The sequence below is a fragment of the Pseudomonas sp. LBUM1673 genome, from assembly GCF_059695645.1.
The window spans coordinates 4,735,418-4,751,234 of record NZ_CP166780.1; the positions used below are offsets into that span (position 1 = coordinate 4,735,418).

Annotated in this window: 16 protein-coding genes; all 16 read right to left on the minus strand. The window is 60.0% G+C overall.

All coding sequences use genetic code 11. From position 1 onward, the window contains the following. Window positions 1-27: 27 nt before the first annotated feature. Window positions 28-921 carry a flagellar motor protein MotD gene (gene motD / locus ACA044_RS21910; protein ID WP_497443240.1) on the minus strand — a complete coding sequence of 298 codons (894 nt, stop codon included), beginning with the start codon at window positions 919-921 and terminating at the stop codon, window positions 28-30. 15 nt (window positions 922-936) lie between these two features. Next, on the minus strand, window positions 937-1,677 hold the full coding sequence (locus ACA044_RS21915; protein WP_497443241.1) for a flagellar motor protein: 741 nt from the start codon (window positions 1,675-1,677) through the stop codon (window positions 937-939). Next, on the minus strand, window positions 1,677-2,810 hold the full coding sequence (locus tag ACA044_RS21920; protein WP_497443242.1) for a protein-glutamate methylesterase/protein-glutamine glutaminase: 1,134 nt from the start codon (window positions 2,808-2,810) through the stop codon (window positions 1,677-1,679). Before ACA044_RS21920 ends, ACA044_RS21915 begins: the two co-directional genes overlap by 1 nt. Window positions 2,811-2,859: 49 nt before the next feature. After that, a complete protein-coding gene (locus tag ACA044_RS21925) occupies window positions 2,860-5,103 on the minus strand; it encodes a chemotaxis protein CheA (protein WP_497443243.1) in 2,244 nt (747 codons plus the stop codon). 53 nt (window positions 5,104-5,156) lie between these two features. Next, on the minus strand, window positions 5,157-5,945 hold the full coding sequence (locus ACA044_RS21930) for a protein phosphatase CheZ (protein WP_497443244.1): 789 nt from the start codon (window positions 5,943-5,945) through the stop codon (window positions 5,157-5,159). 22 nt (window positions 5,946-5,967) lie between these two features. Continuing rightward, on the minus strand, window positions 5,968-6,339 hold the full coding sequence (locus tag ACA044_RS21935) for a chemotaxis response regulator CheY (protein WP_167331167.1): 372 nt from the start codon (window positions 6,337-6,339) through the stop codon (window positions 5,968-5,970). A gap of 167 nt (window positions 6,340-6,506) precedes the next feature. Then, window positions 6,507-7,247: an RNA polymerase sigma factor FliA gene (gene fliA, locus ACA044_RS21940; protein WP_007894214.1), complete on the minus strand. Its 741-nt coding sequence runs from the start codon at window positions 7,245-7,247 to the stop codon at window positions 6,507-6,509. Next, a complete protein-coding gene (gene fleN, locus ACA044_RS21945) occupies window positions 7,244-8,074 on the minus strand; it encodes a flagellar synthesis regulator FleN (protein ID WP_223487746.1) in 831 nt (276 codons plus the stop codon). Before fleN ends, fliA begins: the two co-directional genes overlap by 4 nt. A gap of 117 nt (window positions 8,075-8,191) precedes the next feature. Then, window positions 8,192-9,520: a flagellar biosynthesis GTPase FlhF gene (gene flhF, locus ACA044_RS21950; protein WP_497443245.1), complete on the minus strand. Its 1,329-nt coding sequence runs from the start codon at window positions 9,518-9,520 to the stop codon at window positions 8,192-8,194. 11 nt (window positions 9,521-9,531) lie between these two features. Then, the gene (gene flhA, locus ACA044_RS21955; protein ID WP_497443246.1) at window positions 9,532-11,661 is read right to left on the minus strand and encodes a flagellar biosynthesis protein FlhA; all 2,130 of its coding nucleotides are present in this window, start codon (window positions 11,659-11,661) and stop codon (window positions 9,532-9,534) included. Window positions 11,662-11,912: 251 nt separating this feature from the next. Further along, window positions 11,913-13,052, minus strand: a complete 1,140-nt coding sequence (gene flhB / locus ACA044_RS21960) for a flagellar biosynthesis protein FlhB (RefSeq protein WP_497443247.1) — start codon at window positions 13,050-13,052, stop codon at window positions 11,913-11,915. Window positions 13,053-13,055: 3 nt separating this feature from the next. After that, the gene (gene fliR, locus ACA044_RS21965; RefSeq protein WP_497443248.1) at window positions 13,056-13,838 is read right to left on the minus strand and encodes a flagellar biosynthetic protein FliR; all 783 of its coding nucleotides are present in this window, start codon (window positions 13,836-13,838) and stop codon (window positions 13,056-13,058) included. A gap of 3 nt (window positions 13,839-13,841) precedes the next feature. Further along, entirely contained in the window at window positions 13,842-14,111 is a 270-nt protein-coding gene (gene fliQ / locus ACA044_RS21970; protein ID WP_150748843.1) for a flagellar biosynthesis protein FliQ, read from the minus strand. Beyond that, on the minus strand, window positions 14,108-14,866 hold the full coding sequence (fliP, locus tag ACA044_RS21975) for a flagellar type III secretion system pore protein FliP (RefSeq protein ID WP_008072635.1): 759 nt from the start codon (window positions 14,864-14,866) through the stop codon (window positions 14,108-14,110). The genes fliQ and fliP overlap by 4 nt, the downstream gene beginning before the upstream one ends. Next, the gene (gene fliO, locus ACA044_RS21980) at window positions 14,866-15,327 is read right to left on the minus strand and encodes a flagellar biosynthetic protein FliO (protein WP_497443249.1); all 462 of its coding nucleotides are present in this window, start codon (window positions 15,325-15,327) and stop codon (window positions 14,866-14,868) included. Before fliO ends, fliP begins: the two co-directional genes overlap by 1 nt. Beyond that, on the minus strand, window positions 15,328-15,786 hold the full coding sequence (fliN, locus tag ACA044_RS21985; protein ID WP_497447283.1) for a flagellar motor switch protein FliN: 459 nt from the start codon (window positions 15,784-15,786) through the stop codon (window positions 15,328-15,330). Window positions 15,787-15,817: the final 31 nt, after the last annotated feature.

The window sequence follows — 15,817 nt, forward strand, 5'->3', positions numbered from 1 at the left end:
GGTCGAAATGCTCGACCGAGAAATAGCTCAACGTATTAATGCGGGTGACGGAGAATTGACGGCGCTCTCTCGTCCCGGCGACTTGACCGGGGTCGGTGCAGTTTGTGTGCCAGCACGCTTCAACGCGGCATCCGGTTTTGTATTGGCGGTTCCGGTGCCAGTGAGGCTGCGACGTACATCAAGATTTCGTGACACCACCAGCACCACCCGACGGTTACGCGCCCGGCCTTCGACGGTGGCGTTGTTGGCCACCGGCTGGAACTCGCCGTACCCCACCGACGCCAGACGCCCGGGGTTCACGCCCTGCATCGCCAGCATGCGCACGATGCTCGCCGAACGGGCCGAGGACAGCTCCCAGTTGGTCGGGTATTGCGCGGTACGGATCGGTTGATCGTCGGTGAAACCTTCGACGTGGATCGGGTTGTCGAACGGTCTCAGGATCGCGGCGACCTTGTCGATGATGCTGAATGCAATGTCGCTGGGCATGGCGTCGCCGCTGCCGAACAACAGGCTGGAATTGAGTTCTATCTCGACCCACAACTCATTGCCGCGCACGGTCATTTGTTTGGAGCTGATCAAGTCGCCGAACGCCGCGCTGATGTCATCGGCAATGCTTTTGAGCGGATCATTGGCGGCCTGGGCGATGCCGGCGTCGATCTGTTCGCTGTCCTTGACCAGCGGCTTGGCCGGGGTCACGGTCTTCGGTCGTTCTTCACCGATGGGAATCGGCTTGAGGGCGCGGTCGGAGTCGGTGAACACCCCAATCAACGCCTCGGAAATGATTTTGTACTTGCCTTCGTTGATCGAAGAAATCGAATACATCACCACGAAGAAAGCGAACAGCAACGTAATGAAGTCGGCGTAGGAAACCAGCCAGCGTTCATGGTTTACATGTTCTTCAGGTTGCCTGCGACGTGCCATGGTCCATTTCCTCCATCAATCCATGAAGCCCTGAAGCTTCAACTCGATAGAGCGAGGGTTTTCACCTTCGGCGATCGACAGAATGCCTTCCAGCAACATTTCGCGATAACGCGACTGCTGCAACGCAATGGACTTGAGCTTGGCGGCAATCGGCAGCAGCACCAGGTTGGCACTGGCCACGCCGTAGATGGTGGCGACGAAAGCGACGGCAATGCCGCTGCCCAGTTGCGATGGATCGGCCAGGTTGCCCATGACGTGGATCAGGCCCATTACCGCACCGATGATGCCGATGGTTGGTGCGTAACCGCCCATGCTTTCGAAGACTTTGGCGGCTTCGATATCGCGGCTTTCCTGGGTGTAGAAATCCACCTCCAGAATACTGCGAATCGCTTCCGGCTCTGCGCCGTCCACCAGCAACTGCAGGCCTTTGCGCGAGTAACTGTCGGGTTCGGCGTCAGCCACCCCTTCCAGACCGAGCAAACCTTCCTTGCGGGCGGTCAGGCTCCAGTTCACTACGCGATCAATGCCCCCGGCCAGGTCCACGCGGGGTGGAAACAGGATCCAGACGAGAATCTGTATGGCGCGCTTGAAGGCGCTCATCGGCGATTGCAGCAGCGCTGCGCCGACGGTGCCACCGATTACGATCAGCGCTGCCGGGCCGTTGGCCAACGCGCCGAGGTGACCGCCTTCAAGGTAGTTGCCCCCAATGATGGCGACGAACGCCATGATGATCCCGATAAGGCTGAGTACATCCATCAGATGCAGGCCTCAACCAGGTGTCGGCCGATATCGTCCAGGCTGTACACCGCGTCCGCCAGTTCGGCTTTGACGATGGCCATTGGCATGCCGTAGATCACACAGCTGGCTTCATCCTGAGCCCAGATCGCACTGCCGCCCTGCTTGAGCAGACGCGCGCCTTCGCGACCGTCGGCGCCCATGCCGGTCAGTACCACCGCCAGAACTTTGTCGCCGTAGGACTTGGCCGCAGAACCGAAGGTGATGTCCACGCACGGTTTGTAGTTCAGACGCTCGTCGCCCGGCAGGATTTTCACCGCGCCACGGCCGTCGATCATCATTTGCTTGCCACCCGGTGCCAACAGCGCCAGGCCCGGACGCAGGATGTCGCCATCCTCCGCTTCCTTGACGCTGATGCGGCACAGCTTGTCCAGACGCTCGGCGAAGGCCTTGGTGAAGGCGGCCGGCATGTGCTGGATCAACACGATCGGTGCCGGGAAGTTGCCCGGCAACTGGGTCAGAACCCGTTGCAGCGCAACCGGACCGCCCGTGGATGTGCCGATGGCGACCAGTTTGTAGGGTTTGCGTTTCGGCGCTGGAGACGACGGAGTCGCATGGGTGCGAGCCGGAATCGGTGTCGGTGCCGGACGCGCAGGCGCGCTGCTGCCATAGCTGCTGGCGCTCGAAGGCGCAGGCGTCGGAGCGGGTGCAGCCATTGGGGCCGGGGCCGGGGCACTATAGGCGCTAACACGACGGTTACTTCGCGAGATGCTGAGAATCTTCTCGCACAGCAGTTGCTTGACCTTCTCCGGGTTGCGCGAGATGTCTTCGAAATTCTTCGGCAGGAAGTCCACCGCGCCGGCATCCAGCGCATCGAGGGTGACCCGCGCGCCTTCGTGAGTCAGCGAGGAGAACATCAACACCGGGGTCGGGCAGCGCTGCATGATGTGTCGCACCGCCGTGATGCCATCCATCATCGGCATCTCGTAGTCCATGGTGATCACGTCTGGCTTGAGGGACAGTGCCTGATCGATCGCCTCTTTTCCGTTGGTCGCCGTACCGACGACCTGGATATTCGAATCCGCTGCAAGAATTTCCGAGACGCGGCGGCGGAAAAACCCCGAATCGTCCACCACCAGGACCTTGACTACCATAAACACTCCGTTAGACGGGGCGAGGCTCAGTCGCCCCGCTCCCCCAGAATCAAATACGCCGTGCGGCGTAACGCTTGAGCATGCTCGGCACATCGAGAATCAGTGCAATGCGGCCGTCACCGGTGATGGTGGCGCCAGACATGCCCGGGGTTCCCTGGAGCATTTTGCCCAATGGCTTGATGACCACTTCTTCCTGGCCCACCAGCTGATCGACGACAAAACCGATCCGCTGAGTGCCCACCGAAAGGATCACCACATGGCCTTCGCGCTGCTCTTCGTGAGCGGCGGAGCTGACCAGCCAGCGCTTGAGGTAGAACAGTGGCAGCGCCTTGTCCCGCACGATCACCACTTCCTGGCCGTCCACCACGTTGGTGCGCGACAGGTCGAGGTGGAAGATTTCGTTGACGTTCACCAACGGGAACGCAAACGCCTGGTTGCCCAGCATGACCATCAGCGTCGGCATGATCGCCAGGGTCAACGGGACCTTGATGACGATCTTCGAGCCCTTGCCCTTGGTCGAGTAAATATTGATGGTGCCGTTGAGCTGGGCGATCTTGGTTTTCACCACGTCCATGCCCACGCCGCGCCCGGAGACGTCGGAAATTTCGGTCTTGGTCGAGAAACCCGGCGCGAAGATCAGGTTGAAGCAATCCGACTCGCTGAGACGGTCCGCCGCATCCTTGTCCATCAGGCCTTTCTTCACGGCGATACCGCGCAGGACATCAGCGTCCATACCTTTGCCGTCATCGGAGATGGACAGCAGGATGTGATCGCCTTCCTGTTCAGCGGACAGGATCACCTTGCCGCTGCGGGGTTTGCCCATCGCTTCGCGATCAGCCGGCTCTTCGATACCGTGGTCGACCGAGTTGCGCACCAAGTGGACCAGCGGGTCGGCCAAGGCCTCGACGAGGTTCTTGTCGAGGTCGGTTTCTTCACCGACCAGCTCCAGGTTGATCTCTTTCTTGAGCTGGCGAGCCAGGTCGCGAACCAGACGCGGGAAGCGCCCGAAGACTTTCTTGATCGGCTGCATCCGGGTCTTCATGACCGCAGTTTGCAGGTCGGCCGTGACCACGTCGAGGTTCGACACGGCCTTGGACATGGCTTCGTCGCCGCTGTTGAGGCCCAGACGGACCAAGCGGTTACGCACCAGCACCAACTCGCCGACCATGTTCATGATCTCGTCGAGGCGCGCGGTATCGACCCGCACAGTGGTCTCGGCTTCGCTGGCCGGTTTTTCCGCAGGCGGAGCGGCCGGGGCACGAGCAGGTGCCGGTGCAGCAGCGGCGGCAGGCTTGGGCGCTTCGGCTTTTGGCTCGGGCGCTTTGGCCACAGGTGCGGGCGCAGCAGCCTTGGCGACAGGGGTTGCTACCGCAGAAACAGCAGCACCTGTGCCCACTTCAGTGAACTTGCCCTTGCCGTGCAATTCGTCGAGCAGCGATTCGAACTCATGATCAGAGATCAGATCGCCGCCGGCCGCTTTAGCGGTTGGCGCAGCCGGGGCCGGAGCCGAAGCAATGGCCGATTCCAGCGCATCGACCGCAAAGTTGCCCTTGCCGTGCAGCTGGTCGAGCAGTGTTTCGAACTCGTCGTCGGTAATGTCGGAGCTGTCGCCTCCCGCTTTCGGGGCAGCCGGTGCAGCGGGCACAGCCACTGCATCGACAGCGAACTGGCCTTTGCCGTGCAATTGATCGAGCAACGACTCGAACTCGGCATCGGTAATTTCGTCACTTGCAGCCGCATCGGTGGCAGGCAGCGCAGCAACCACGGGAGCCTCGGCCTGAGCCTTGACGGCGTTCAGCGAGTCCAGCAGTTGCTCGAATTCGTTATCGGTAATGTCACCTGATTCGCTTTCAGCGGCAGGCTCTTGCACCACTTCAGCGACAGGTGCCGCTTCATCGGCGGTTTGCGGCTCGGCCAGACGGGCCAGAGCGGCCAGCAATTCAGGCGTGGCAGCCGTGATCGGGCCGCGTTCGCGGACTTCGCTGAACATGCTGTTCACCGCGTCCAGCGCTTCGAGAACCACGTCCATCAGTTCCGAGTCGACGCGTCGTTCACCCTTGCGCAGGATGTCGAACACGTTCTCGGCGATGTGACAGCACTCCACCAGCTCGTTGAGCTGGAGGAAGCCGGCGCCCCCTTTTACAGTGTGAAAACCGCGAAAAATTGCATTGAGCAAGTCCGCATCATCCGGTCGGCTTTCAAGCTCGACCAGCTGTTCGGACAGTTGCTCTAGAATCTCGCCGGCCTCAACCAGGAAATCCTGAAGGATCTCTTCATCGGCGCCGAAGCTCATTAAGGGGGTGCTCCTGAGGTCTAAAAACCTAAAAAACCTAAAATGCTAAAACTCTAAAATCCTAGGCTGGATAACAAATCGTCCACATCGTCCTGACCGGACACAACGTCTTCTCTTTTATCGGCATGAATCTGCGGACCTTCACCCTGCGAGAGATGTTTTTGCGGATCTTTTTCAGCCAGCATCGCTTCATGGTCATGTTCGATACCCGCAAAGCGGTCTACCTGGCTTGCCATGAGCACGAGTTTGAGCAGGTTGCTTTCAACTTCGGTGACCAGTTGGGTCACGCGTTTGATCACCTGACCGGTGAGGTCCTGGTAATCCTGGGCCAGCAGAATGTCGTTGAGGTTGCTCGACACGACGCGGTTGTCTTCGCTGCTGCGTGTCAGGAAACCGTCGACCCGCCGGGCCAGTTCGCGGAACTCTTCAGCCCCGACTTCGCGACGCATGAACCGTCCCCAATCCGTGCTCAGCGCCTGAGCTTCGTCGCTCAGGCTGTTGATCAGCGGCGTGGCGTTTTCCACCAGGTCCATGGTGCGATTGGCCGCGGCCTCGGTCAGCTTGACCACATAGGACAGGCGCTCGGTGGCATCCGTGATCTGAGACACTTCCTCGGCTTGCGGCATGTGCGGGTCAATCTGGAAATTGACGATCGCGCTATGCAGCTCGCGGGTGAGCTTGCCCACTTCCTGGTACAGGCCACGGTCACGGGTCTGGTTGAGCTCATGGATCAGTTGCACAGCGTCGCCGAACCTGCCTTTTTCAAGGCTTTCGACCAGTTCGACCGCGTGTTTTTTCAGGGTCGACTCAAAATCGCCCTGTGAAGATTCGATATGCTCCATAGCTCCCCCGTGGCGCAGTTTCTCAACCGATGCGTTCGAAAATCTTCTCGATTTTTTCTTTCAACGCCTGGGCCGTGAAGGGTTTGACCACATAGCCGTTAACACCGGCCTGGGCCGCTTCGATGATCTGCTCGCGCTTGGCTTCAGCGGTCACCATCAGCACCGGCAGGTGCTTGAGCCTTTCATCGGCGCGTACCGCACGAAGCAGGTCGATGCCGGTCATACCGGGCATGTTCCAGTCGGTGACCAGAAAATCGAAGTTACCGCTTTGCAGCATCGGCAACCCGGTCAGCCCGTCATCAGCCTCGGCGGTGTTGGTGAACCCAAGGTCACGCAACAGGTTTTTTATGATCCGCCGCATCGTTGAGAAGTCATCAACGATGAGGATTTTCATGTTCTTGTCCAATTCGACCTCCAAGCAGTCTTAAACGCGCCCAGCACCTGGACGCGCCATTTCAATCAATCCGGCAAAGCACTCAATGACTGTCTGGAGCACAACAGATCGAGACCGGCGCAGTTCAACACCACACCCGCTCCATTCGCAGTGTCCCCACACTGCCTTCAGCGCGCTCGCCACTCCCCCAAACGCCCCCGCAAACGGGCCGCGCACTGGCTGTGTAACTGGCTGACCCGCGATTCGCTGACCCCCAGGACCTCACCGATTTCCTTGAGATTCAACTCTTCGTCGTAGTACAGCGCCAACACCAGTCGCTCACGCTCCGGCAAATTGGCAATCGCATCCGCCAGCGCTGCCTGGAAGCGTTCATCTTCCAGATCGCGTGACGGCTCGAGATGAGCACTCGCGCCATCCTCATGCAGCCCTTCGTGTTCGCCGTCCTGCAACAGATCGTCGAAACTGAATAACCGGCTGCCCAGGGTGTCGTTCAAAATCCCGTAATAATCGTCGAGACTCAATTGGAGTTCGGCCGCAACCTCGTGATCTTTAGCGTCACGGCCGGTTTTAGCTTCAATCGAGCGAATCGCGTCGCTGACCATGCGGGTATTGCGGTGGACCGAACGTGGCGCCCAGTCCCCCTTGCGCACTTCATCGAGCATTGCGCCGCGGATTCGTATGCCCGCGTACGTCTCGAAACTCGCGCCTTTGCTGGCGTCGTATTTGGTCGACACTTCAAGCAGGCCGATCATCCCGGCCTGGATCAGGTCTTCGACCTGGACACTGGCCGGCAAACGCGCCAGCAAATGGTAGGCAATACGTTTGACCAGTGGCGCGTAACGCTCGATCAGCTCGTACTGCGCGTCACGTGCCGACTTCTTGTAGAGGTTGTAGCCACTGGCTGTCATAGGACGGGTCCTGCGGTTTGTTGCACGAGGCGCTCGACGAAAAATTCCAGGTGCCCACGTGGATTGGCAGGCAGCGGCCAGGTATCGACCTTCTGCGCAATGGCCTTGAACGCCAGGGCGCACTTGGAACGCGGAAAGGCTTCGTAGACGGCACGCTGCTTCTGCACGGCCTTGCGCACGCATTCGTCGTAAGGCACCGCGCCGACATATTGTAAGGCGACGTCGAGAAAACGATCCGTGACCTTGGTCAACTTGGCGAACAGGTTGCGGCCTTCCTGCGGGCTCTGCGCCATGTTGGCCAGGACGCGGAAACGGTTCATGCCGTAGTCGCGGTTCAGCAGTTTGATCAGCGCGTAGGCGTCGGTGATCGAGGTCGGCTCGTCGCATACCACCAGCAAGACTTCTTGCGCTGCGCGCACGAAGCTGACCACCGAGTCACCAATGCCCGCAGCGGTGTCGATCACCAATACGTCGAGGTTGTCGCCGATATCGCTGAAGGCCTGGATCAGGCCGGCATGCTGGGCCGGGCTCAGATGAACCATGCTCTGGGTGCCGGATGCGGCCGGGACGATGCGAATACCGCCAGGCCCCTGCAACAGCACGTCGCGCAGCTCACAGCGGCCTTCGATCACGTCGGCCAGGGTGCGCTTGGGTGTCAGTCCCAGCAGGACGTCGACGTTCGCCAGCCCCAGATCGGCATCCAGCAGCATGACTCGCCGGCCGAGCTCAGCTAAAGCCAGGGACAAGTTCACTGACACGTTAGTCTTCCCGACGCCACCTTTGCCGCCGGTCACCGCGATCACCTGTACGGGATGCATGCTGCCCATGTTATTTTCTTTACCTTGTCTTACTTAGACGGAGGCCACATTACTGGCTGCGCGTTCATCAACAGAACAATGCATGGCAGACCATCGATGTAGGTACAAAAACTGTTCATTAATACCTCAGCCAACCCGCTTGGTCGGGCTGTGGTAAAGGTCAGCGAACATATCAGCCATGGCTTCTTCGCTGGGTTCTTCCTGCATTTGCACGCTGACGGCGCGGCTAACCAACTGATGACGACGCGGTAGATGCAAATCATCCGGAATCCGCGGGCCATCGGTCAGATAAGCCACCGGCAACTCATGACTGATAGCCAGGCTCAACACCTCGCCCAGACTTGCCGTTTCATCCAGTTTAGTCAGGATGCAGCCGGCAAGGCCGCAACGTTTGTAACTGTGATAAGCGGCGGTTAGAACCTGTTTCTGGCTGGTGGTTGCCAAGACCAGATAATTTTTTGATTTGATGCCCCGTCCAGCCAGACTTTCGAGTTGCATGCGCAGTGCCGGGTCGCTGGCCTGCAGGCCGGCGGTATCGATCAGCACCACGCGTTTGCGCAGCATGGGCTCCAGCGCCTGCCCCAGCGATTGGCCCGGGTCGACGTGGGTAACTGGCACGTTGAGGATCCGGCCCAAGGTCTTGAGCTGTTCCTGGGCACCAATGCGATAGCTGTCCATGCTCACCAGCGCGATGTTCTGTGCGCCGTACTTGAGCACGTAACGGGCCGCGAGCTTGGCCAGCGTGGTGGTCTTGCCCATGCCGGCCGGGCCGACCATGGCAATCACGCCGCCCTCTTCCAGTGGCTCGACTTCCGGGGTGGCGATCATCCGCGCCAGGTGCGCGAGCAACATGCGCCAGGCCTGACGGGGCTCTTCAATGTCGGTAATCAGCGCCAGCAGATCCCGCGACAACGGGCCGGACAGGCCGATGCGTTGCAGGCGACGCCAGAGGTTGGCTTGGGCCGGACGGCTGCCTTGCAGCTGATTCCAGGCCAGCGAGCCCAGTTGTACTTCCATCAGTTCACGCAGGCTGTTGAGTTCGAAACGCATCGAATCGAATGCACGCGGGTCGACGCCACCGGAGGCTGGCGCAGGGGCCGGCGCTGCACGACGAGGTTCGGCGTAGGTCGGTTCGATCAGCGGCTCGGCGGCGGTCAACGGCAGGCCAGCGAACAACTGGCGATTGGTGGTCTTGTCGCTCTCGCCATCGCCACGCAGGCTCAGTTCGGCCTGGGCGGTGACGATCCGCGACTGGGTCTTGCGCAGCTCGTCCTCGAGTTCCATGTTCGGAACACGCGGGGCCAGCGCCGACAGCTTGTAATCCAGGGCAGCCGTCAGCTCGACACCGCCAGCAATCCGGCGATTGCCAATGATGGCGGCATCAGCGCCCAGCTCATCACGAACCAGTTTCATGGCCTGACGCATATCGGCGGCGAAAAAACGCTTAACTTGCATAAACCACTACCTCAGCCGTTGGGCCCTACTGTCGCAACGATGGTCACTTGCTTGTTGTCAGGAATTTCCTGGTAAGCCAACACATGCAAACCCGGGACTGCCAGTCGGCCAAATCGCGACAGCATCGCGCGAACCGGACCGGCCACCAGCAGAATCACCGGTTGACCTTGCATTTCCTGACGCTGCGCCGCTTCGATCAATGAGCGTTGCAGTTTCTCTGCCATGCTTGGCTCCAACAGAACACCCTCTTCCGAGCCTTGTCCTGCCTTCTGAAGACTATTGAGCAATATTTGTTCCAACCTTGGCTCCAAGGTGATGACAGGCAGCTCCGACTCAGTCCCTACAATGCTTTGCACGATTGCACGGGATACGCCGACGCGCACCGCGGCCACCAAAGCGGCAGTATCTTGACTCTTGGCGGCGTTGTTCGCTATGGCTTCGGCGATGCTGCGAATGTCCCGAACCGGCACCTGCTCGGCCAGCAACGCCTGCAAGACTTTGAGCAGTTGCGACAGCGAAACCACCCCCGGCACCAGCTCTTCGGCCAGCTTCGGCGAGCTTTTGGCCAGCAATTGCATGAGTTGCTGGACTTCTTCGTGGCCGATCAGCTCGCTGGAGTGCTTGTACAGAATCTGGTTCAAGTGGGTTGCCACTACCGTACTGGCATCGACCACGGTGTAACCGAGGGATTGTGCCTGGGCACGCTGGCTGATTTCGATCCAGACCGCCTCCAGACCAAAAGCCGGATCTTTGGCGGTGATGCCGTTGAGCGTGCCGTAGACCTGCCCCGGGTTGATCGCCAGTTCGCGGTCCGGGTAAATCTCGGCCTCGGCCAGGATCACGCCCATCAGGGTCAGGCGGTAGGCGCTTGGCGCCAGGTCGAGGTTGTCACGGATATGCACAGTCGGCATCAGGAAGCCCAAGTCCTGGGAGAGTTTTTTACGCACACCCTTGATCCGTGCCAGCAGCTGACCACCCTGGTTGCGGTCCACCAGCGGAATCAGGCGGTAACCGACTTCCAGACCGATCATGTCGATCGGGGTAACGTCGTCCCAGCCAAGCTCTTTGGTTTCCTGGGCGCGGGCCGGCGATGGCAGCAGTTCCTGCTGACGCTTGACCTCTTGCAGCGCATGAACCTTGACCGCGTTCTGCTTCTTCCAGAACAGGTAAGCGCCACCAGCCGCCAGGGCCGCCATGCTCAGGAAGGAAAAATGCGGCATGCCCGGCACCAGGCCCATCACCGCCATCAAGCCAGCGGCCACTGCCAAGGCTTTCGGCGAGGCGAACATCTGACGATTGATTTGTTTGCCCATGTCTTCCGAGCCGGAAGCACGGGTCACCATGATCGCAGCGGCAGTCGACAACAGCAGTGATGGCAATTGCGCCACCAAACCGTCACCGATGGTCAACAAGGCGTAAACCCGACCGGCATCGCCAAAGGTCATGCCGTGCTGGAAGATACCGACTGCCATGCCGCCGATCAGGTTGATGAACAGAATCAGCAGGCCGGCGATGGCGTCACCGCGCACGAACTTGCTGGCACCGTCCATGGAACCGTAAAACTCGGCCTCTTGAGCCACTTCCATTCGGCGCAATTTCGCCTGGTTCTGATCGATCAGGCCGGCGTTCAAGTCGGCGTCGATCGCCATCTGTTTACCGGGCATCGCATCGAGGGTGAAACGCGCGCTCACCTCGGAAATCCGCCCCGCACCCTTGGTCACCACGACAAAGTTGATGATCATCAAAATCGCGAAGACCACGATACCGACCACATAGTTACCGCCGATCACCACCTCACCGAAGGCCTGAATCACCTTGCCGGCGGCGGCATGGCCGTCCTGGCCGTGGAGCATCACCACCCGCGTCGAAGCCACGTTCAACGCCAGTCGCAACAACGTCGCCACCAGCAAAATGGTCGGGAACACTGCAAAATCCAGCGGCCGCAAGGCGTACACGCAGACCAGCAACACAACGATGGACAAGGCAATGTTGAACGTGAAAAACACGTCCAGCAGGAACGGCGGCACCGGCAACATCATCATGGCCAGCATGACCAGCAGCAACAGCGGCACACCCAGATTGCCCCGACTTAAGTCGGCAACGTTTGTGCGGGCACTGTTGATTAACTGAGAGCGATCCACCGGTTTTCCCCGTTCCTTTAAAGCAAACTTTTGACGCCTGAAGCAGGCGCAGGGCGGCTATTGCAAGAAGCCTTCCAACTTTTGCCGGGGTTTGAAATAGAGGTCTGCTTCGGGGTTTGTATTGCCTGAAACGGCGCCTTCGCGGCAAGCCTCGCTCCTATAGTCCCGTGTCGTTCGCCTATGTCGCGATCGACTCAAAACCTGTAGGAGCGAGGCTTGCCCGCGAAGAGGCCAGCATTGCCAATGCACAATCAGGAATCGCGCCGCAAATCCGGCGGAATCGGCAGATCGTCCTTGAGCGGATCCGGGCGCTTGCCCTTGCCCGCGCGATACTGGCGGATCTGATAGACATAGGCCAGTACCTGGGCGACCGCCAGATACAGCCCGCCAGGAATTTCCTGCTCCAGTTCCGTGGAGTAGTAGATCGAACGCGCCAGCGCGGGCGATTCGAGCAGCAGCACTTCGTTGGCCACGGCGATTTCGCGGATCTTCAGGGCCAGGAAGTCGCTGCCCTTGGCGACCAGCATCGGCGCCCCGCCCTTTTCCGGATCGTACTTGAGTGCCACAGCATAGTGGGTCGGGTTAGTGATGACCACGTCAGCCTCGGGCACCGCCGCCATCATCCGCCGCTGGGAGATCTCGCGCTGCATCTGTCGGATGCGCTGCTTGACCTCCGGTTTACCTTCCTGATCCTTGTGCTCGTCGCGCACTTCCTGCTTGGTCATCAGCAGTTTCTTGTGGCTTTCCCACAACTGCACCGGCACGTCGACCGCCGCGATAATGATCAGCCCGCACGCCATCCACAAGGTACTCCAGCCGACCACTTGCAGACTGTGAATGATCGCCATGTCCAAGGGCTCGTGGGCGATGCGCAGTAGATCGTCGATGTCCGACGACAAGACTGCCAACGCGACGAACAACACGATGAAAAACTTCGCCAGGGCCTTGAGCAACTCCACCAGCGCCTTGGCCGAGAACATCCGCTTGAGGCCTGCGCCGGGGTCCATGCGACTGAACTTGGGCGCCATGGAGCCGGCCGCGAACAGCCAGCCCCCCAGGGAAATCGGACCGATCAGCGCCGCCAGCAGCAAGGTGATCATGACTGGCTGAATCGCCAACAGGGCGATCTGCCCCGAGTGCAGCAGATAAGCGCCCATGGAGCGCTGATCCAGAATCACCTCCCGCGAGAGCGAGAAGTTCATGCGCATCAGCTCCATCAAATCCTGGGCCAGGGCGCCGCCAAAAATCAGCAATCCACCGGCGCCGGCCAGCATGACCGCCAGAGTGTTGAGCTCCTTGGAACGTGCAATCTCGCCCTTCTCACGGGAGTCCTTTTTACGTTTCTCCGTGGGGTCTTCTGTTTTGTCCTGACCGCTTTCGCTCTCTGCCATGACTCAGCGCGCCCGTGCCAATTCGCGTAACAACTGCAAGGCCTCAGAGGCCAGCGGTTGATACTGATTGAGAATGTCCGCCAGGCCGACCCAGACGATGAACAGCCCAAGCACCAGGGTCAGCGGGAAGCCGATCGAGAAGATGTTCAGCTGCGGCGCCGCCCGGGTCATCACGCCAAACGCAATGTTGACCACCAGCAACGCGGTGATCGCCGGCAACACCAGCAACAGCGCCGCGCCGAGTACCCAACCGAGCTTGCCGGCCAATTCCCAGAAATGATGAACCATCAGCCCGCCACCGACCGGCAGCGTGGTGAAGCTTTCGGTGAGGACTTCGAACACCACCAAGTGGCCATTCATCGACAGGAACAGCAGCGTTACCAACATAGTGAAGAACTGCCCGATCACCGCCACCGACACGCCGTTCGTGGGGTCGACCATTGAGGCGAATCCCATACCCATCTGGATCGCGACAATTTGCCCGGCAACCACAAAAGCCTGGAAGAACAGCTGCAAGGAGAAGCCCAACACCGCGCCAATGATGATCTGCTCGGCAATCAACAGCAGCGCGCTCAGGTCCAATGCGTTGACCGGCGGCATCGGTGGCAGGCCGGGGGCGATCACGAAGGTGATCGCCAGGGCGAAGTACAGGCGCACGCGCTGGGGCACCAGCGTCGTACCGAAAATCGGCATGACCATCAGCAAAGAACCGATGCGAAACAGCGGCAACATGAACGTCGCCACCCAGGTACTGATCTGGGTATCGGTCAGCTGCAGCAACGACATGGTTTAGCCAATGACCTGAGGAATACTGCCGTACAACTGCAGGATGTATTCCATGAAAGTCTGCACCAGCCACGGGCCGGCAACGATCAGCGTCACCAGCATCACCAGCAGGCGCGGCAGGAAGCTCAGGGTCTGTTCGTTGATCTGGGTGGCCGCCTGGAACATCGCCACCAACAACCCCACCAGCAAGCTTGGGATCACCAGCACGGCGACCATCACGGTGGTCAGCCACAGCGCTTCGCGAAAGATGTCTACGGCAACTTCCGGCGTCATGGTGAAACGCCGCCGAAGCTGCTGGCCAACGTGCCAATGATCAACGCCCAGCCGTCCACCAGCACGAAAAGCATGATCTTGAACGGCAGGGAAATGATCAGTGGCGAGAGCATCATCATACCCATCGCCATCAGCACACTGGCCACGACCAGGTCGATGATCAGGAACGGGATGAAGATCATGAAGCCGATCTGGAACGCGGTTTTCAGCTCCGAAGTCACAAACGCCGGAACCAGAATCGTCAGCGGGGCCTGATCCGGCGAAGCAATGTCGGTGCGCTTGGATAGGCGCATGAACAGCTCCAGATCGCTGCTGCGCGTCTGGGCGAGCATGAAGTCCTTGATCGGCACCTGAGCCTTGGCCACGGCATCCTGAGCGGTGAGTTTTTCCGCCAGATACGGCTGCAAGGCATCCTGATTCACACGATCGAACACCGGCGCCATGATGAACATGGTGAGGAACAGCGCCATGCCGGTGAGGATCTGGTTCGACGGTGTCTGCTGCAAGCCCAGGGCCTGACGCAGGATCGAGAAAACGATGATGATCCGGGTGAAACTGGTCATCAGCATGACGAACGCCGGGATGAAACTCAGCGCGGTCATGATCAGCAGGATTTGCAGGCTGACCGAGTATTCCTGAGCGCCTTCGGCGTTGGTGCCCAGGGTGATAGCCGGGATCGACAACGGATCGGCGGCGAACGCCAGCGGCGCTGCCAGCATCAGGGCCAGCGTCAAGACGATGCGTAACGCACCCATTACTTCTTATCCTTCTGATCCTTGCCCAACAGCTCCAACAGGCGCTGGGCAAACTCGGGGGTCGCTTTTTCAGTCCCGCCCGGCACTTGCACCGGCTCCTTGAGCACATGCAACGCGGTGATGGTGCCGGGGCTCAGGCCGAGCAGAATCTGTTCGTTGCCCACCTGCACCAGCATCAAACGATCACGAGGGCCAAGCGCCCGGGAACCGATCAGCTCGATCACCTGCCCCTTGCCGGCCGGCCCGGCCTGCTGGACCCGGCGCAGCAGCCAGGCGAGGAAGAAGATCAGCCCCAGCACCAGCAGCAAGCCGAACACCAATTGCGTCAATTGCCCGGCCACACTGCTGCTGACGGCCGGCGCAGCGGCTGCTGTTGCTGCAGTCGTTACCGGCTCGGCAGCCAACACGCTGAATGGCAAGGCCAACGCTAACCCAAGCACCCCTCCCAGAACCCTTTTCACTCAGCGCAGCTTCTTGATGCGTTCGCTTGGGCTGATCACGTCGGTCAGGCGGATGCCGAACTTTTCGTTGACCACCACCACTTCGCCGTGGGCGATGAGCGTGCCGTTGACCAGCACGTCCAGCGGCTCGCCGGCCAGACGATCGAGCTCGATCACCGAGCCCTGGTTGAGCTGCAGCAGGTTGCGGATGTTGATGTCGGTGCTGCCGACTTCCATGGAAATCGACACCGGGATGTCGAGGATCACGTCCAGGTTCGGACCGTCCAGGGTGACCGGATCATTGTTCTTCGGCACGCTGCCGAACTCTTCCATCGGCAGACGGTTGGACGGCGAACTCGCGGCGTCGGCGGCCAGCAAGGCATCGATATCGTCTTGCCCGGCGTCACCGGTTTCCTGCAGGGCCGCAGCCCATTCATCAGCCAGTGCCTGGTCGTCCTGGGCGTTCATATCGTCATTCATCATTTGTCCTCGGCGGGCAACCATTCAATTA

Excerpts from the sequence above, each read along its gene's own strand:
- flhB (WP_497443247.1), bottom strand. The coding sequence starts at position 13,052 with ATGGCAGAGAGCGAAAGCGGTCAGGACAAAACAGAAGACCCCACGGAG.
- fliN (WP_497447283.1), bottom strand. The coding sequence starts at position 15,786 with ATGAATGACGATATGAACGCCCAGGACGACCAGGCACTGGCTGATGAA.
- ACA044_RS21920 (WP_497443242.1), bottom strand. The coding sequence starts at position 2,810 with ATGGTAGTCAAGGTCCTGGTGGTGGACGATTCGGGGTTTTTCCGCCGC.
- fliA (WP_007894214.1), bottom strand. The coding sequence starts at position 7,247 with ATGACAGCCAGTGGCTACAACCTCTACAAGAAGTCGGCACGTGACGCG.
- ACA044_RS21930 (WP_497443244.1), bottom strand. The coding sequence starts at position 5,945 with ATGGAGCATATCGAATCTTCACAGGGCGATTTTGAGTCGACCCTGAAA.
- fliP (WP_008072635.1), bottom strand. The coding sequence starts at position 14,866 with ATGGGTGCGTTACGCATCGTCTTGACGCTGGCCCTGATGCTGGCAGCG.
- fleN (WP_223487746.1), bottom strand. The coding sequence starts at position 8,074 with ATGGGCAGCATGCATCCCGTACAGGTGATCGCGGTGACCGGCGGCAAA.
- motD (WP_497443240.1), bottom strand. The coding sequence starts at position 921 with ATGGCACGTCGCAGGCAACCTGAAGAACATGTAAACCATGAACGCTGG.
- ACA044_RS21925 (WP_497443243.1), bottom strand. The coding sequence starts at position 5,103 with ATGAGCTTCGGCGCCGATGAAGAGATCCTTCAGGATTTCCTGGTTGAG.
- ACA044_RS21935 (WP_167331167.1), bottom strand. The coding sequence starts at position 6,339 with ATGAAAATCCTCATCGTTGATGACTTCTCAACGATGCGGCGGATCATA.
- fliQ (WP_150748843.1), bottom strand. The coding sequence starts at position 14,111 with ATGACGCCGGAAGTTGCCGTAGACATCTTTCGCGAAGCGCTGTGGCTG.
- fliR (WP_497443248.1), bottom strand. The coding sequence starts at position 13,838 with ATGTCGTTGCTGCAGCTGACCGATACCCAGATCAGTACCTGGGTGGCG.
- ACA044_RS21915 (WP_497443241.1), bottom strand. The coding sequence starts at position 1,677 with ATGGATGTACTCAGCCTTATCGGGATCATCATGGCGTTCGTCGCCATC.
- flhF (WP_497443245.1), bottom strand. The coding sequence starts at position 9,520 with ATGCAAGTTAAGCGTTTTTTCGCCGCCGATATGCGTCAGGCCATGAAA.